At 67.5% G+C, this 14,782-nt stretch carries 18 protein-coding genes; 5 read left to right on the top strand and 13 right to left on the bottom strand.

Translation table 11 applies throughout. The annotated features are described in order from the left end of the window. Window positions 1-16: 16 nt before the first annotated feature. The 3 genes from OG588_RS32705 to OG588_RS32695 all read right to left on the bottom strand — a co-directional run bounded on the left by OG588_RS32705 (window position 17) and on the right by OG588_RS32695 (window position 2,216). Window positions 17-532: a Uma2 family endonuclease gene (locus OG588_RS32705; protein WP_405950399.1), complete on the bottom strand. Its 516-nt coding sequence runs from the start codon at window positions 530-532 to the stop codon at window positions 17-19. A 64-nt stretch (window positions 533-596) separates the two neighbouring features. Further along, window positions 597-1,484: a helix-turn-helix domain-containing protein gene (locus OG588_RS32700; RefSeq protein WP_405950398.1), complete on the bottom strand. Its 888-nt coding sequence runs from the start codon at window positions 1,482-1,484 to the stop codon at window positions 597-599. Between the two features lie 222 nt (window positions 1,485-1,706). After that, entirely contained in the window at window positions 1,707-2,216 is a 510-nt protein-coding gene (locus OG588_RS32695) for an ATP-binding protein (RefSeq protein WP_405950397.1), read from the bottom strand. Between the two features lie 157 nt (window positions 2,217-2,373). On the opposite strand from OG588_RS32695, the gene OG588_RS32690 reads away from it, so the two are divergent. From OG588_RS32690 to OG588_RS32680, 3 genes are all read left to right on the top strand, one after another. Beyond that, entirely contained in the window at window positions 2,374-3,243 is an 870-nt protein-coding gene (locus OG588_RS32690; protein WP_366095774.1) for a helix-turn-helix transcriptional regulator, read from the top strand. After that, window positions 3,240-3,449 (top strand): DUF397 domain-containing protein, encoded by a 210-nt coding sequence (locus tag OG588_RS32685; RefSeq protein ID WP_405950396.1) that lies wholly within the window; start codon window positions 3,240-3,242, stop codon window positions 3,447-3,449. Before OG588_RS32690 ends, OG588_RS32685 begins: the two co-directional genes overlap by 4 nt. Window positions 3,450-3,537: 88 nt before the next feature. After that, window positions 3,538-3,720 (top strand): DUF397 domain-containing protein, encoded by a 183-nt coding sequence (locus tag OG588_RS32680; protein ID WP_405950395.1) that lies wholly within the window; start codon window positions 3,538-3,540, stop codon window positions 3,718-3,720. A 16-nt stretch (window positions 3,721-3,736) separates the two neighbouring features. On the opposite strand, the gene OG588_RS32675 is transcribed toward OG588_RS32680, so the two are convergent. From OG588_RS32675 to OG588_RS32665, 3 genes are all read right to left on the bottom strand, one after another. Next, window positions 3,737-4,153: a hypothetical protein gene (locus OG588_RS32675; RefSeq protein WP_405950394.1), complete on the bottom strand. Its 417-nt coding sequence runs from the start codon at window positions 4,151-4,153 to the stop codon at window positions 3,737-3,739. A gap of 60 nt (window positions 4,154-4,213) precedes the next feature. Beyond that, entirely contained in the window at window positions 4,214-4,507 is a 294-nt protein-coding gene (locus OG588_RS32670) for a DUF1330 domain-containing protein (protein ID WP_405950393.1), read from the bottom strand. 82 nt (window positions 4,508-4,589) lie between these two features. Continuing rightward, window positions 4,590-5,150 carry a carboxymuconolactone decarboxylase family protein gene (locus OG588_RS32665; protein WP_405950392.1) on the bottom strand — a complete coding sequence of 187 codons (561 nt, stop codon included), beginning with the start codon at window positions 5,148-5,150 and terminating at the stop codon, window positions 4,590-4,592. A 68-nt stretch (window positions 5,151-5,218) separates the two neighbouring features. Between OG588_RS32665 and OG588_RS32660 the strand changes: the two genes are divergently transcribed. Continuing rightward, window positions 5,219-5,575, top strand: a complete 357-nt coding sequence (locus OG588_RS32660; protein ID WP_405950391.1) for a winged helix-turn-helix transcriptional regulator — start codon at window positions 5,219-5,221, stop codon at window positions 5,573-5,575. Window positions 5,576-5,663: 88 nt separating this feature from the next. Here the strand turns inward: OG588_RS32660 and OG588_RS32655 are convergent, their stop codons facing one another. Continuing rightward, window positions 5,664-5,858: a hypothetical protein gene (locus tag OG588_RS32655; RefSeq protein ID WP_405950390.1), complete on the bottom strand. Its 195-nt coding sequence runs from the start codon at window positions 5,856-5,858 to the stop codon at window positions 5,664-5,666. Between the two features lie 325 nt (window positions 5,859-6,183). Further along, a complete protein-coding gene (locus tag OG588_RS32650; RefSeq protein ID WP_019058412.1) occupies window positions 6,184-6,378 on the bottom strand; it encodes a hypothetical protein in 195 nt (64 codons plus the stop codon). A gap of 217 nt (window positions 6,379-6,595) precedes the next feature. Here OG588_RS32650 and OG588_RS32645 point away from each other — a divergent pair, with 217 nt between their 5' ends. After that, a complete protein-coding gene (locus OG588_RS32645) occupies window positions 6,596-8,719 on the top strand; it encodes a prolyl oligopeptidase family serine peptidase (RefSeq protein WP_405950389.1) in 2,124 nt (707 codons plus the stop codon). A gap of 238 nt (window positions 8,720-8,957) precedes the next feature. Here OG588_RS32645 and OG588_RS32640 read toward each other — a convergent pair whose 3' ends face one another. The 5 genes from OG588_RS32640 to OG588_RS32620 are packed head-to-tail and all read right to left on the bottom strand — an operon-like array spanning window position 8,958 to window position 14,631. Further along, window positions 8,958-10,061 (bottom strand): ABC transporter ATP-binding protein, encoded by a 1,104-nt coding sequence (locus OG588_RS32640; protein ID WP_405950388.1) that lies wholly within the window; start codon window positions 10,059-10,061, stop codon window positions 8,958-8,960. Next, complete coding sequence (locus tag OG588_RS32635; RefSeq protein ID WP_405950387.1) at window positions 10,054-11,028, bottom strand: ABC transporter ATP-binding protein; 975 nt, start codon at window positions 11,026-11,028, stop codon at window positions 10,054-10,056. The genes OG588_RS32640 and OG588_RS32635 overlap by 8 nt, the downstream gene beginning before the upstream one ends. 8 nt (window positions 11,029-11,036) lie before the next feature. Further along, a complete protein-coding gene (locus tag OG588_RS32630) occupies window positions 11,037-12,017 on the bottom strand; it encodes an ABC transporter permease (protein WP_405950386.1) in 981 nt (326 codons plus the stop codon). Next, a complete protein-coding gene (locus tag OG588_RS32625; protein WP_019058417.1) occupies window positions 12,010-12,933 on the bottom strand; it encodes an ABC transporter permease in 924 nt (307 codons plus the stop codon). Before OG588_RS32625 ends, OG588_RS32630 begins: the two co-directional genes overlap by 8 nt. 60 nt (window positions 12,934-12,993) lie before the next feature. Continuing rightward, on the bottom strand, window positions 12,994-14,631 hold the full coding sequence (locus OG588_RS32620) for an ABC transporter substrate-binding protein (RefSeq protein ID WP_405950385.1): 1,638 nt from the start codon (window positions 14,629-14,631) through the stop codon (window positions 12,994-12,996). Window positions 14,632-14,782 lie beyond the last annotated feature (151 nt).

The following is a 14,782-nucleotide window of genomic DNA, read 5'->3' as shown; positions in this document are numbered from 1 at the left end:
TGCGAGGACTCCGGCCTCACCCGTAGCGAGGCAGGTTGTCCGTGGAGATGGTCCAGTCGGCGATGGTGACGTCTTCGCCGTAGACGAAGTCCTTGCGGGTGGCGTAGCGGGGGCCGTCGGGGGTGTTGTGGATGTCGGTGAGGACGGCACCGGTACCGGTGCGTGGGTCGAAGACTGCGTAGGTGGGGATCCCGATCAGGGGGTAGTCGCGCATCTTGCTGACCCAGTCGTTGTCCGGATTGGAGCGGGAGACCACTTCGACGGCTGCGATGAGGGTGTGCGGGTCGAACGCCCCCGGCACGTCCATGTCCGTCCACGAGATCACCATCACATCGGGACGGCGCAAGATGCCTTCGGCTTCGCCTTCCACATCCGGTGCACCCGTGTGAGCGACCAGCCCCTCCGGCATGACGTCCTCAAGGCGCTTCCGAAGGTGCAGCACGGTGAGTGCGTGCGGCTTCACGGGGGACCTCATGTCGTGGACGATCCCTTCCTTGGTGATCTCGAATCTGCCCGGAAGGGTGTCGTCCATGGACTCAAGGAAGTCCCTCATGGCCCGGTAGAGGCGGGGAGGAATCGTCCCTTTCATTCTCATGCTAGGCGGCCTCCGGTAGATCGGTTCGGCAGTCGTGGCAGTGTCCCGGGGTCGGTGAGCGGAAGGCGCGGTCGCAGCCCTCGCAGTTCTGGAGGGGGTGCTGGACCGTCCGTGGCGGGGCCGGGGCGCGGAACGGTGGCGGGGGCGGCAGTTGCGCGATCAGCCGGTGGGCCAGGAGCGCTGCGGGGCGGCGGAGTCCCTCGGGTGGCAGATCTGCCGTCAGTGCGTGGCGTACGGCGGCGGGGCTTACGTCCCGCTCCAGCCAGGCCGCGACTCCTGGCGCCAGGTGGGCCGTGTCGCAGGCCGACAGGAGCAGGCGGGGGTCGTGGCGGCGGAGGCCCGCCAGGAGGTCCGTGGCCTGCTGGATGAGCGCCGGGGCCGGGTACGCCGGACGCGGTACGGCGGGCAGCGACTTGCGGGGCGCCCGTTCGCGGCGGGGCGCGGCTGCGGCTGCGGGCGCCTTCGAGGGTGCGTGCGGGTCTCTACGGCTGCTGCCGGGCTGGTTGCAGGAGATGGTGCGGGTGATGATGCGGCCGTCGGGGATGCGGTGCCGTTCGCGGCGGAGGTAGCCGTGGGTCTCCAACTCCCGTAGCGCGGCGGCGATTCGGGTCGTGCCCTCGGGGAAGCGGGCCGCGAGGGTCTTGATGTCGACGCGGGCGCCTGCGGGGAGGGACTGGATGTGGACGCCGAGGCCGATCGCGAGAGCCGACAACTCCGGGTGCTGGGCGAGGTGGTTGCCGATCACCGTGAAGCGGGCGGTGTGCCGGGCGTTGTCGTGCGTGAGTCCACCGGCGGGTGCGCTGTGCTGCTGGTGCCGCTGGTTCGGGTGTTTGTCGGCGGTGTGCCGGGACTGGGCGCGCGGGGGCGCGCTAATGTCGCGTGTATCCATCGGGAAGCTCGTATCTTCCTAGGTGGTCAGGCCCTCGCCTTGGGATTGCCGTCCCGGCGAGGGCCGTCGTATGTCTGAGGTTGTTGTGCAAAGCCTGAGTTGGTGCTGCGCTGAGCGTAGATCACGTAACCCGCTCGGAATCCAGCCCAGTTGGCGATGTTCACCCGGATGGGTGATCGTCGGGCTCGGCTGCCGGGAGGGTGGGGTGGGGCTTGGTGGGGGTCATTTCGCCGTCGTGGGTTCTTGGGAAAAAGCGCCACTTCCACCGGAGTTCGGGTTTCCGGGTTTCGGTGCGAGGTGCAGTTCGGCCCAGACCGTCTTGCGGGGGCGTGGTCCCGGGTCCCAGCCCCAGCGGTCGGCGAGCGCGGCGACGATCAGGAGACCCCGGCCCGACTCCGACTCCCCGTCCGGCGCCGGGACTTGAGGGCACGGCGGTCGGTCACCCCGGGTGTCGGTGACCTCGATACGCAGGATGCCGGCGATGACGTAGAGGGTGAGTCTGAAATCCCTGCCCGGTACGCGACTGTGCGTAGCCGCGTTGGTGGCGAGTTCGGCGACGATCTGGCGGGCCGGGTCCAAGGGAATTGCCCAGGACCGGAGTTGTTCGGTGGCAAGGAGACGGGCGAGGCGGGCGCCGCGGGGTGTGGGGGACAGCTGCACTGTGAAGTTGCGGGTGGGGTTGCCCAGTTGGGGTTTGGGCTGGGCTTCGGAGGTGGCGGTTTCTTGGATCACGTCACTTAGCGTGGCCATCCGTGACTACCGTGAACAGTGACTTGGCCGTTGCGTACGGTGACTGTCCAGGCGTTGTCCGGTCGTGTCCAAGCTGTCTGGACCGGTCGCGCGGGTAGGGGCGTCGCGGCACGGTCGTACGGATCAGGAGGGGTGCGGGATGAGCGAACCGGAGCAGGTCAACGGCGAGGTGGACGACCCGGGTTGGGAGGTTGACCCGGACGACGAGTGGGGACTGGCGGTCCTCGCGACGGTCGGGCGGCAGTTGAAGCTGCGGCGCGAGGCGGTGGGGATGCGGGTCGGGGACTTCGCGGTGGCGGTGGGGTACGGAGAGGACCTGGTCTACAAGATCGAGGGCGGGAAACGGATCCCGCGGCCCGAGTATCTGGACAAGTCCGAGGAGGTGTTGCGGGCGGACGGCCTGATCGCGGCGATGAAGGAGGACACCGCCAAGGTCCGATACCCCAAGAAGGTGCGGGCGTTGGCGAAGCTGGAGGCTCAGGCAGTCGAGATCGGCGTCTACGAGTGCAACATCATCGCCGGGCTGTTGCAGACGCCGGAGCATGCGCGGACCGTGATCGAGGCGGCACAGCCGCCGTACTCGCCGAGCGACGTGGAACGGAGCGTCGCCGCCCGGCTGGCCCGGCAGTCGGTCTTCGAGCGGAAGGACCCGGCCCCGTCGATCCACTTTGTGCTGGAAGAGGCGCCACTGCGCCGACAGGTTGGAGGCACAATGGTGTGGCGACGGCAGCTCGAACATCTGCTGGAGGTGGGGCGGTTGCGTAACGTCACGCTTCAGATCATGCCGACGAACACCGAGGCCCATCCGGGTCTGGACGGCAGGATCGAGTTGTTGAAGTTCCCGGACGGGACGGCGGTGGGACGTGCCGACGGCGGGTTCAGCGGTCGCCCGACCTCCGAACCAAAACAACTGCGCGTCCTTGAGCTGTGGTATGGCATCATCCGGGCGCAGGCTCTCAGCCCACGGGAGTCGCTGGCCTTTATCGAGCAATTGCTGGGAGAAACATGATCCGCAAGGCCCCCACCGGGGACAGCTCCGAACTGGCGTGGTTCAAGAGCAGCTACAGCGGCGGCACCCAGGGCGACTCCTGCGTCGAGATCGCCACCGTCCCCGGCACGGTCCACGTCCGTGACTCCAAGAACGTGGAGGGCCCCCGGTTCACGGTCACCCCGGCCGTGTGGACGGGTTTCGTGACGTACGCGTCCCAGCCCTGACCAACACCCACCCTCAAAAAGTGTGACACTTCCCGCCGAAGTGTCACACTTCCGCGGCTAAGGGTCCCCACCCGCTGGGAGATGAGTGATGCCTGAACTGACCTGGTTCAAGAGCAGCTACAGCAGCGGCCCCGATGGCGACTCCTGCGTCGAGATCGCGGTAGCGCCCCGCGCTGTCCACATCCGCGACTCCAAGACCACCGAGGGCCCCCGCATCGCCATCACCCCGGCCGCGTGGACGAACTTCGTGACGCACACGTCCCAACCCTGACCAACAACGTGCTCAGTCAACCGGCCGACCGGCGAACCTCATATCCGCGGAAGTCGAAGAAGCGCAGGCCGTCGATCACTGCTCCGGACTCGATTTCCTGCACGGTCCAGGGGTGGGCGCAGTAGTCATCGACCGCCACGCCTCCATGTTTGAGTAGCAGCACGACCAGCTGGTGAACCTCTGCTGTGCCGTCGATCCGACTGGAGATGTCGATCTGCACTGCCCAGGTGGGGTGGTGTCCGACGGCCCCGTCGAGGACCGTCACCTCGTCGGGCTCCCAGTCAGCGAAGAGGCAGCCGTTCTGCTCTTCGTCGATGTCGATGTAGAGGTTGCCGTCCAGGGTCCAGGGATGGCGCTGCCGGTTCAGGCGGCGATCAAGTGCGGCGACGGTCTCCGCTCGCCCACCTGCGGGGAACACGAACACTGTGCGCATGGATCGGAGCCTAAGGCTTGTCCCGCAATGAACTTCAGTGAAGATCCGACTGGACCTCGGTCAGTCGATGCCTTCGACAATGCGGAAGTCGCGCTCGACGCCGTCGGAGAGGGCGACCAGCGCCTCCTGGTAGGCCGCGCTCTCGTGCGCAGCGACAGCCTGCTCGAAGCTGTCGAACTCGACCAGGACGGTGCGCTCGGCGATTCCAGCGTCGTGTGCGACGACCCGACCGCCACGGACGAGGGGCCGCCCGCCCCCGACCCGGACAGCCGGACCGGCCAGCTGGTTGTAGGCAGCCAGCTTCTCAGGGTCTGAAATGGTGCGGTAGGCGCTGACCCAGTAGCCCTTGGGCATGGAACCTCCAGTGTTGGAATGAGTGCATCTGACTTACGGGGTGGTCTCGGACGAGCGTCGGCGGGCGGGGGGCGGAACGTAGTCACCGTGTGGGGAACGGGGTACCCCAGGGTTCCTCTTCCAGGAGGAGCCCGTTGGCCAGATAGCTGATGGTTCGGTACCAGCCGATCAGTACGAGCAGTTCCAGTAATTGAGCCTCTTCGTAGTGCATGCGCAGGGCATCCCAGGCGGACTGTGTGAGCTGGGTCGTGTCGATCAGTTCGTCAACCGCGTGGAGCAGTGCCGTGTGGCGTGGCGACCATGGAGCACGGACTGCTGCGTCGGGTTGGGTGGTTGCCCGGAGTTGCTCCGGGCCGAGTCCGGCCTGCGGCGCCAGGGTCGCGGCGTGGACGCCCCATTCATAAGCGCAGGCGGATCGCGCGGTCACGCGGGCGATGACGATCTCCCGGTCTGCGGCAGGGAGGAGTCCATGGCCCAGCAGTCCGGCGCCGAGGGCGAACATTCGTGAGGCCAGCTCCGGGTTGCGGTGCAGTACGCGGAACAGGGCGAGTGGCTCGTGCGGCACACCCGGCGGCATCCATCGGCGGAGCGCCCGGTCTACGTTGGCGGTGTAGGGCGGGGTGAGCGGTTCGATGCGTGGCATCGCGGCGCCTCCTGCTTCGATTTTCGAATCACTATGATGCTTCGATAACCGAAGCGCAAGGAGTGAGTATGGAAGCCAGCGCGCCACGTCCGGGTGTGCCAGTGCGGGGATCCGAATCCGGTCGTCCGGTGATGGCCGCACTCGACCTGCTCGGACGGCGTTGGACGATGCGGATCCTGTGGGAACTGAGTCAAGCTCCGACCGGCTTCCGTGAATTGCAGCGCCGATGCGAGCGCATGTCCTCCAGCGTGCTCAGTACCCGGATCGGGGAACTGTCCGGCGCCCGCCTGCTCGCCCTGGACGGCGATGGCTACCGTCTCACCCAGCTCGGCCAGGACCTCGTCGAGGCGCTGAGCCCGCTGGACGCCTGGAGTCGACGCTGGGCCGAGGAAATGGGACCCACGACTGCAGGAGGGCTGGAATGATCATCGCGTGGCCGGTCTGATCACGGCAGCGGTGCCGTCCTGGACAGTTCCCTTCAGCGCACCGAGGCCACATCTGGTCGCGCCCCTGCTACTGATCCCAGGTGTCGGAACCGACGGCATCGTTCGCGAACTCGCGGATGGCGTCGTCGACTTCCCACTGGTGGTCCCGGTCGAGCTGCTGGTAGCTCGCCTCGAACTCGTCCTCGGGCATCGTCTCGATGCTGGTGGACAGGATGACGACCAGCTCTTCCTGTTCGTCGAAACTCAGTGGTTCGGTGGTCATGTGCCCCTCCGGGGCGCTGACGGCCGCAGTGTCACCGGCCTGCCTCGCACGGAGGTAGAACAGGGCCACGCCTCCAACCACCGCTGCGGTTACGCCGATCGCCGCTCGGCCGGTGCGCCCGAGGCCGTTCCAGCTGTCAGTGACGCGCCGACGCAGGGGCGTTCTCTTGTCGCTGCCTTCTGACACCGGGTCGGATGGTGGTACGGACGATCGTGGCCCGTCAGTCATGCACCGCCCTTCGCCACAAGTGCCTCGAAGGCCGCCGCATCGCCTGCCTGCCCTGCGGCAATGCCCGGCCCCCCGTCTCCGAGGGGCCGACACCCGCTCAGAACTTGATGCTGCCGATCATGCTCGCGATGTTGGTCGTGAGATCGCTGATCGTGGGCGCGATCGTCGACGAGGCCAGATAGAACCCCAGGAGGACACAGACGACCGCGTGTCCGCCCTTCAGCCCTGATTTCTTGACCAGAAGGAAGACGACGATCGCCAGCAGCACCACCGCCGAAATCGAGAGTGCCACGGCGGCTCACCTCCAATGATCCCAGGGACTAGGGGGGGTCGGACTTTGGGGGCAATGGGGTCCATGGGGTGGACCCCTAGAGCAAATCGGTACAGCAAATCCATACAGGAGCCAGCAGGTTCATACCCACGCAGCGCTAGTGATCATAACTATCCGCGCTCGCGCATCGCTCGGCGCACAGCCGCACAAGGGGGCGCATGGCCAATATGGTCAGGGCATGACGACCGAGGCTGACTCCTTCCCCCGACGGCACGCCCGTACCCAGCGATTCACGCTCGGCGCGCCGCGCGCGTTCACCGTGTCACCTGACGGTTCGCGGGTCGTGTTCCTGCGCTCCCCCTCCGGCACGGACCGGGCGAACGCGCTGTGGGTCCTCGATCCGGCGGCCGGCACCGAGCGCGTGGCGGCCGACCCGCGCGCCCTCCTCGGCGGTGCCTCGGAACGCCTCTCGCCCGAGGAGCGGGCCCGCCGCGAACGCACCCGCGAGGGCGGCGCGGGGATCGTCGGCTACGCCACCGACAGCGAGGCCGAGTTGGCGTCTTTCGCCTTGTCAGGGCGGCTTTTCACGGCCGGGCTGCGGGACGGCACCGCGCGTGAACTCCCGGTCCCGGGACCGGTGATCGACCCCCGCCCCGCCCCCGACGGACGGCACATCGCCTACGTCACCGGCGGCGCCCTGCGCGTCGTAGGAGCCGACGGTGACGGTGACCGGGCGCTCGCCGAGCCCGAGTCGGAGCAAGTCACCTATGGAGTGGCTGAGTTCATCGCGGCCGAGGAGATGAGCCGTACGCGCGGCTTCTGGTGGTCGCCGGACTCGGAGCGGCTGCTGGTGGCCCGCGCGGACGACACGCCGGTACAGCGCTGGTGGATCGCCGACCCGGCCCATCCGGAGCGCGAACCGCAGCGGGTCGCTTACCCGGCGGCGGGCACGGCCAACGCGGACGTGCGGCTGTACGTGATCGGGCTCGACGGGACCCGCACGGAGGTCGTCTGGGACCGGGCGCGGTACCCGTATCTGGCGCGAGTGCACTGGTCAGCGGCGGGTGCGCCGCTGCTCCTCGTACAGGCCCGGGACCAGCGCAGCCAGCTGTTCCTCGCCGTGGAACCCGACTCCGGGGCGACCCGGATGGTGCATGCCGACGAAGATCCAATTTGGCTTGATCTTTTCCCTGGCGTGCCGTGCTGGAGCCCCTCGGGACGGCTCGTGCGGATCGCCGACGAGGGTGGCGCGCGGGTGCTCGCGGTGGGTGAACGCCTGCTCACAGGGCCGCAGTTGCACGTCCGCGCGGTGCTCGACGTCTCCGACGACAGCGTGCTGGTCTCGGCCTCGGCGGGCGAGCACGCGCCCACCCCGGAGACCGGCGAGGTACACGTCTATCGCGTCAACGAACTCGGCCTGGAGCGCCTCTCGCAAGAACCCGGCGTGCACTCGGCGGTACGCGCCGGGGGCGTGACCGTGCTGATCTCGGCGGTACCGGACCGGCCGGGCACGCAGGTCCAGGTGCTGCGCGCGGGCAGGAAGACGGTGACCATCGCGTCGTACGCCGAAGATCCCGGTATGACCCCGCGCATCACGTTCACCGAGGGGGGCGCACGGCGCGTCCCGTGCGCCCTGCTTATGCCACGGGACTACGACGGGGCCACTCCCCTCCCGGTTTTGATGGACCCCTACGGCGGTCCGCACGGCCCCCGCGTGGTCGCCGCGCACAACGCGCACCTCACGTCACAGTGGTTCGCCGACCAGGGGTTCGCGGTGCTCGTCGCCGACGGCCGCGGCACACCGGGCCGTTCACCGGCGTGGGAGAAGGCGATCCACCGCGACTTCGCCCTCTCCCTCGACGACCAGATCGACGCCCTCCAGGACCTCGCGAAGTCCCACCCGCTCGACCTCTCCCGGGTGGCCATCCGCGGCTGGTCGTACGGGGGTTGGCTCGCGGGGCTCGCCGTACTGCGCCGCCCGGACGTCTTCCACGCGGGCATCGCGGGCGCCCCGGTCACCGACTGGCGGCTCTACGACACGCACTACACGGAGCGATATCTGGGCGACCCGGCCAAGGACCCGGAGTCGTACGCGAAGAGCAGTCTGGTGACGGACGACGGGCTGTCCGCGCCCGCCGACCCGCACCGGCCGCTGATGGTGGTGCACGGCCTCGCCGACGACAACGTGGTGGTCGCGCACACCCTGCGACTGTCCTCCGCACTGCTGGCCGCCGGCCGCCCGCACGAGGTGCTGCCACTGTCGGGCGTCACACACATGACCCCGCAGGAACAGGTCGCGGAGAACTTGCTCCTGCTCCAAGTGGACTTCCTGCGGCGCGCTCTCAGCCTGGCCGGGCGGTAACACTCCACGGATCACCGCAGCCATTAATTGAGGAACCACGACGAAGCATCAGCCAGGTCCGCGAGAGCGGCGCCGGTTTAGGCGCAAAAAAGGGCAACGGACCGGGGCGACATGGCGCGCCCCGGTCCGTTTACGGCACCCGCACGGCCGTACGTCAATCAGGTTGACGTGTCCGTATATCGAGATCGGGTCGGCGGAGTTGCCTGTGTGTTAACGCGGTTGATGGCGGTTTGGGAGGTTATTCCGCCCCCTGATCAAGATCGTCCGGGGTCGCCTTGGGGGGTTCCTCCTGCGGTACGACCGTCTTCTCCTCGGCGAAGTGACAGGCCGAGTCGTGTGCCGCGGGGCCGCTCGCCAGCCGGAACTCGGCGGGCACCGCGAGCAGCGGCACCTCCATTGAGCAGCGCTCCTGCGCCTTCCAGCAGCGGGTGCGGAAGCGGCACCCGGACGGGATGTTCGTCGGCGACGGCACGTCACCCGCGAGGATGATCCGCTCCCGGTGGTCCCGCGCGTCCGGGTCGGGCACGGGTACGGCGGAGAGCAGCGCCTGGGTGTACGGGTGCGTCGGGTGGTCGTAGATCTCCTCGTCCTTGCCGATCTCCACGATCCGGCCGAGGTACATGACCCCGACCCGGTCCGAGATGTGCCGGACGATCGAGAGGTCGTGCGCGATGAAGATGTAGGAGAGGTCGAACTCGTCCTGGAGGCGGTCGAGGAGGTTGATGACCTGGGCCTGTACGGACACGTCGAGCGCCGAGACGGGTTCGTCGGCGACGATGACCTCGGGGCGCAGGGCCAACCCCCTTGCGATGCCGATGCGTTGGCGCTGGCCGCCGGAGAACTGGTGCGGATACCGGTTGATGTACTCGGGGTTGAGCCCCACCACGTCCAGCAGATCCTGAACTCGCTTGCGCCGGTCGCCCTTTGGGGCCACCTCGGGGTGGATCTCGTACGGCTCCCCGATGATGTCGCCCACCGTCATCCGGGGGTTGAGGGAGGTGTACGGGTCCTGGAACACCATCTGGATGTTGCGCCGGGCGGCCTTGAGCGCACGCCCCGACATACGGCTGATGTCCTCGCCCTTGAACTTGATCGACCCTTCGGTCGGCCGCTCCAGGTTGACCAGCATCTTGGCGACGGTCGACTTGCCGCACCCGGACTCCCCGACGATGCCGAGGGTCTCGCCCTTGTTGAGCGTGAAGTCCACACCGTCGACGGCCTTGACGGCACCGACCTGCTTCTTGAAGAGGATGCCCTGGGTCAAGGGGTAGTGCTTGACGAGCCCGGTCACTTCAAGGATCGGCTCAACTGTTGATCCTGTTACGGCTGTCGACTCAACCATTGAGGCACTCCCTCCAGAAGTGGCAGGCGCTGCCCCGGTGTTGATCCACCTCGTACAGCTCGGGTTCATCGGTCCGGCACACGTCCTGGGCCATCGGACAGCGGGGGTTGAAGGCGCAGCCGGGCGGGATGTGCATGAGGTTCGGCGGGAGGCCCTTGATGGCGTAGAGCTCCTGGCCCTTCTGGTCCAGGCGCGGGATGGAGTCCAACAGGCCGCGCGTGTACGGGTGGGCGGGCGCCTTGTAGATGTCGTGGACGGGGGCCGACTCGACGATCCGGCCGGCGTACATCACGGCGATCTTGTCGGCCACGTCCGCGACGACTCCGAGGTCATGGGTGATGAGGATGAGCCCCATGTGCAGCTCGCGCTGCAACTCGGCCAGCAGGTCCATGACTTGGGCCTGGACGGTGACGTCGAGGGCGGTGGTGGGTTCGTCGGCGATGATGAGCGCCGGCTCCAGGGCGAGCGCCATGGCGATCATGATGCGCTGGCGCATACCGCCGGAGAACTGGTGCGGATAGTCACGGACGCGCTGGGCGGCACCCGGGATCCGCACCCGGTCCATCAGTTCAACTGCCTTGGTCCGCGCGTCCTTTCGGGACATTCCCCGGTGCACGATGAACATCTCGCCGAGCTGGTCGCCCACGGAGAGCACCGGGTTGAGCGAGGACAGCGCGTCCTGGAAGATCATCGCCATCTCGGCACCGCGAACCTTGCGCCGCTCGTCTTCCTTGAACTTCAGCAGGTCCTTGCCCCGGAAGAGGATCTCCCCGCCGGTGATCTTCCCCGGCGGGGTGTCGAGAATCCCCATCACCGCCTGCGCGGTCACGGACTTCCCGGACCCCGACTCCCCCAGCACGGCGAGGGTCTCCCCCTCGTCCACGCTGTAGTTGACCCCGTTGACGGCCTTGGCGACCCCGTCCCTGGTCCTGAACTCCACCTGCAGATCCCGCACTTCGAGCAGCATGACGCCGGTCACCTCAGCTTCGGGTCGAGGGCGTCGCGGACCGCGTCGCCGAGCATGATGAACGCGAGGACCGTGATCGCCAGGGCTCCGGCGGGCCAGAGGAGCATGTGCGGGGCGTTGCGGATGTACTGGGACGCAGCCGAGATGTCGATGCCCCAGCTGACCGTGGGGGGCTTCAGGCCTACCCCTAGGTACGACAGGGTCGCCTCCAGGGAGATGTACGTGCCCAGGGCGATCGTGGCTACGACGATCACCGGGGCGACCGCGTTCGGGGTGATGTGGCGTAGCAGGAGGCGGGAGTTGGAGGCGCCGAGGGCGCGCGCGGCCTGGACGTAGTCGTTCTGTTTGGCGGTGATGACCGAGCCGCGGGCGATGCGGGAGATCTGCGGCCAGCCGAGCAGGACCATGAAGCCGATCACCGGCCAGACCGTGTTGCTCGTCACCACGGACAGGAGCACCAGGCCGCCCAGGACCACCGGGATCGCGAAGAAGATGTCCGTGAGGCGGGACAGGATCGAGTCCCATACCCCGCCGAAGAAGCCTGCGAGTCCGCCCAGCACCGAGCCGAAGATCGCCACCCCCAGCGTGGCGAGCACGCCCACCGTCACCGACGTACGGGTGCCGTACACCGTGCGCGTGTAGACGTCGCAGCCCTGGCCGTCGTAGCCGAAGGGGTGGCCCGGTTGGGAGCCCTCCTGGGCCTTGGCGAGGTCGCACTTGAGGGGGTTGCCCGAGGCGATCAGGGAGGGCCAGAGGGAGATGACCACCAAGAAGAGGATGACCAGCGCGGAGATGATGAAGACCGGGTTGCGGCGCAGGTCGCGCCAGGCGTCGGACCAGAGGGAGTGGGGTTTGCCGGACGGGCCGGTGCCTTCTGGGCCGCCTGGAGTCCTCTCCAGGGTTTCCGCCTCGCTCGTGGCGAGGTCCATGGCGCCGCCCATGCCGGTCCCGGCAATCGCGCGCTCCGGTTCGAACGGCTGCTCAGGCATAGCGGATCCTCGGGTCGAGTACGGCGTACAGGAGGTCGACCAGCAGGTTGGCGATCAGGAACACCAGGACCAGGACCGTCACGAAGCCGACCACCGTCTGGGTGTTCTGGCGGACGATCCCCTGGTAGAGCTGGTAGCCGACCCCGTGGATGTTGAAGATCCGCTCGGTGACGATCGCGCCGCCCATCAGGGCGCCGATGTCCGTGCCGATGAAGGTGACCACCGGGATGAGGGAGTTGCGCAGCAGGTGGCGGATGATCACCCGGTGTCTCGGGAGGCCCTTCGCCACCGCCGTACGGACGTAGTCGGAGCGGCGGTTCTCCGCGATGGACGTCCGGGTCAGCCGGGTCACGTACGCGAGGGAGACCGAGGCCAACACCAGCCCGGGGACGATCAGTTCGCTGAAGGTGGCCTCCGGTGAGACGGACGGTTTGATCCAGCCCCATTCGACGCCGAGGAGGAGTTGGAGCAGCAGACCGGTGACGAAAGTCGGGACGGAGATCACCACGAGGGTGAGCAGGAGCACCGTGGTGTCGATGGGGCGGCCGCGTTTGAGGCCGGTGAGCACCCCGAGCGTGATGCCGATGACGACCTCGAAGACGATCGCCACGACGGTGAGCCGGATGGTGACCGGGAACGCGGTCGACATCAGCTCGGTGACCTTCTGGCCGGTGAACGCCGTCCCGAAGTCACCGGTGAAGACGTTCCCCATGTAGGTCAGGTACTGCTGCCACACGGGCTTGTCGAGGCCGAACTCCCGCTTGAGCTGGGCGGCCGTCGCCGGGTCGCACTGCCGCTCGCCGCACAGGCCCGCGATGGGGTCGCCCATGACGTTCACCATCAGGAAGATCAACAGTGTGGCGCCGATGAAGACCGGGATCATCTGCAGCAGACGCCGGATTACGTACCGTCCCATGGGGGCTCCGGGGATCGTGGGGGCGGGCCGCGGCGGACCCGCCCCCGGTGCGACTCGGGCTCAGCTGACCTTGATCTCGTTGTAGACAGGGACGCTGAACGGGTTGAGCGCCACGTTGGAGAGCCGGTCGGAGTAGCCCGCGCTGCCGTTCTGGTACCAGAGCGGGATGGCGGCCATGTTGTCGCGTACGACTTCCTCGGCCTGCTGGAAGAGCTTGATCGCCTTGCTGGTGTCCGTCTCCGCGTTGGCCTGGTCGACGAGCTTGTCGAAGTCCTTGTTGGACCACAGACCGTCGTTCGAGGAGGCGTTGGTGTAGTAGAGCGGCTGGAGGAAGTTCTGGATGAGCGGGTAGTCCATCTGCCAGCCGGCGCGGAACGGGCCGGTCATCTTGTGCTGGCCGATCTGGTTGCGGAAGTCCGCGAAGGTGCCGACCGGGTTGCCGACGCACGCCTTGTCGTTGCCGAGCGCGTTGTTGATGGAGTTGCACACCGCGTCCACCCACTCCTTGTGCGAGCCCGTGTCCGCGTTGTACGTGATCTTGACCTGGCCGCCGGGAATGCCGCCGCCCTCCTGGACGAGCTTCTTCGCCTCGGTGGGGTTGTACTTGCAGGCGTCCCCGCACAGCCCGTCCTGGAAGCCGCCCTCGGTACCGAGCACCGGTGAGGTCCAGTCGGTGGCCGGGGTGCGGGTCTTCTGGAAGATCGTGTTGGTGATCTGGTCCCGGTTGATCGCCATCGACAGGCCCGTGCGGACCTTCTCCGAGCCGCTCTTGTTCCAGTTCTTGTCGTAGTACGGGAACGCGAGGGTCTGGATGATGCCGGCGGGCGTGTTGATGTACCGGCTGCCGAGGTCGCTCTTGACGTTCTTGAGCTGCGAGGCCGGGATGTCGTCGACGAGGTCGAGGTTGCCGGCCATCAGGTCGGTGTAGGCGGTGTTGTTGTCGGTGTAGACCTTGAGGGTCACGCCACCGTTCTCCGCCTTGTCCGTCCCGGTGTACCCGTCCCACTTCACGAGCTTCATCTGCGAGCCCTTGGTGTACGACGAGATCGTGTACGGGCCGTTGCCCACCGGCTTCTTCAGCCAGGCAGCGTGGTCCGAGAAGAACGTCGACGGCAGCGGGGAATAGGCCGCGTAGCCGAGGGTGTCCGGGAAGGTCGAGAACTTCTGGGTGAGCTTGATGGTGAAGGTGTCCGTGCCGGTCACCTTGAGCCCGGTGAGCGTGGTCGCGCTCTGCGTGCCGCTGTCGGGGTGGACCTTGTCGTAGCCCTCGATGTACCCGAAGAAGTACGCGTTCTTCTGGTTGTTCTTGAGGCTGGCGCCGTAGTTCCACGCGTCGACGAAGGACTTCGCGGTGACGGCCTCGCCGTTGCTGAACTTCCAGCCGCTCTTGATGGTGACCGTGAAGTTCTGCGAGTCCGTGGTGTCGATCTTGTCGGCCAGCATGTCCTCGGCCTTGCCGGTCTTCGGGTCGTACCGCTTCAGTCCGCGGAAGACCATGTCGAGGACCTTGCCGCCCTGCACCTCGTTGGTGTTGGCCGGCTCCAGCGGGTTCTGCGGGTCGCCCCAGGAGGCGCTGAGCACCGCGCTGCCGTCACCACCGCCACCGCCGCTACTGCTCCCGCCGCCCCCACAGGCGGTCGCCGCGAGGGCTACCGCCGCCGCGCAAGCGGCCCATTTGGCGTGCGTGGCTCCACGCATCGAGTGCCTCCTCAGGAAAGCCGTCCGGATCGATCCAGATCGATCCACTACCGGCCAATATCCGCACAAAAAGGACACCCCGCACACGCAGTCACTCGAATGCAGCACAGCCCGCGTGCGGGAGGGGTGACAGCACGTGGGCCGAGGCGGT

Origin of the sequence: Streptomyces prunicolor, assembly GCF_045162825.1 — a bacterium.
Classification (GTDB): Bacteria; Actinomycetota; Actinomycetes; order Streptomycetales; family Streptomycetaceae; genus Streptomyces; species Streptomyces prunicolor.
The sequence above is the reverse complement of the archived record's forward strand: the minus strand, read 5'-3'. Positions and strand labels throughout refer to the sequence as shown.

Bases quoted from the DNA above. Each gene is read 5' to 3' on its own strand.
- OG588_RS32660 (WP_405950391.1), top strand. From the start codon at position 5,219: ATGGAAGCCAGCGCGCCACGTCCGGGTGTGCCAGTGCGGGGATCCGAA.
- OG588_RS32675 (WP_405950394.1), bottom strand. From the start codon at position 4,153: ATGCGCACAGTGTTCGTGTTCCCCGCAGGTGGGCGAGCGGAGACCGTC.
- OG588_RS32670 (WP_405950393.1), bottom strand. From the start codon at position 4,507: ATGCCCAAGGGCTACTGGGTCAGCGCCTACCGCACCATTTCAGACCCT.
- OG588_RS32635 (WP_405950387.1), bottom strand. From the start codon at position 11,028: ATGCTGCTCGAAGTGCGGGATCTGCAGGTGGAGTTCAGGACCAGGGAC.
- OG588_RS32640 (WP_405950388.1), bottom strand. From the start codon at position 10,061: ATGGTTGAGTCGACAGCCGTAACAGGATCAACAGTTGAGCCGATCCTT.
- OG588_RS32645 (WP_405950389.1), top strand. From the start codon at position 6,596: ATGACGACCGAGGCTGACTCCTTCCCCCGACGGCACGCCCGTACCCAG.
- OG588_RS32655 (WP_405950390.1), bottom strand. From the start codon at position 5,858: ATGACCACCGAACCACTGAGTTTCGACGAACAGGAAGAGCTGGTCGTC.
- OG588_RS32625 (WP_019058417.1), bottom strand. From the start codon at position 12,933: ATGGGACGGTACGTAATCCGGCGTCTGCTGCAGATGATCCCGGTCTTC.
- OG588_RS32705 (WP_405950399.1), bottom strand. From the start codon at position 532: ATGGACGACACCCTTCCGGGCAGATTCGAGATCACCAAGGAAGGGATC.
- OG588_RS32700 (WP_405950398.1), bottom strand. From the start codon at position 1,484: ATGGATACACGCGACATTAGCGCGCCCCCGCGCGCCCAGTCCCGGCAC.
- OG588_RS32665 (WP_405950392.1), bottom strand. From the start codon at position 5,150: ATGCCACGCATCGAACCGCTCACCCCGCCCTACACCGCCAACGTAGAC.
- OG588_RS32630 (WP_405950386.1), bottom strand. From the start codon at position 12,017: ATGCCTGAGCAGCCGTTCGAACCGGAGCGCGCGATTGCCGGGACCGGC.
- OG588_RS32685 (WP_405950396.1), top strand. From the start codon at position 3,240: ATGATCCGCAAGGCCCCCACCGGGGACAGCTCCGAACTGGCGTGGTTC.
- OG588_RS32680 (WP_405950395.1), top strand. From the start codon at position 3,538: ATGCCTGAACTGACCTGGTTCAAGAGCAGCTACAGCAGCGGCCCCGAT.
- OG588_RS32620 (WP_405950385.1), bottom strand. From the start codon at position 14,631: ATGCGTGGAGCCACGCACGCCAAATGGGCCGCTTGCGCGGCGGCGGTA.
- OG588_RS32690 (WP_366095774.1), top strand. From the start codon at position 2,374: ATGAGCGAACCGGAGCAGGTCAACGGCGAGGTGGACGACCCGGGTTGG.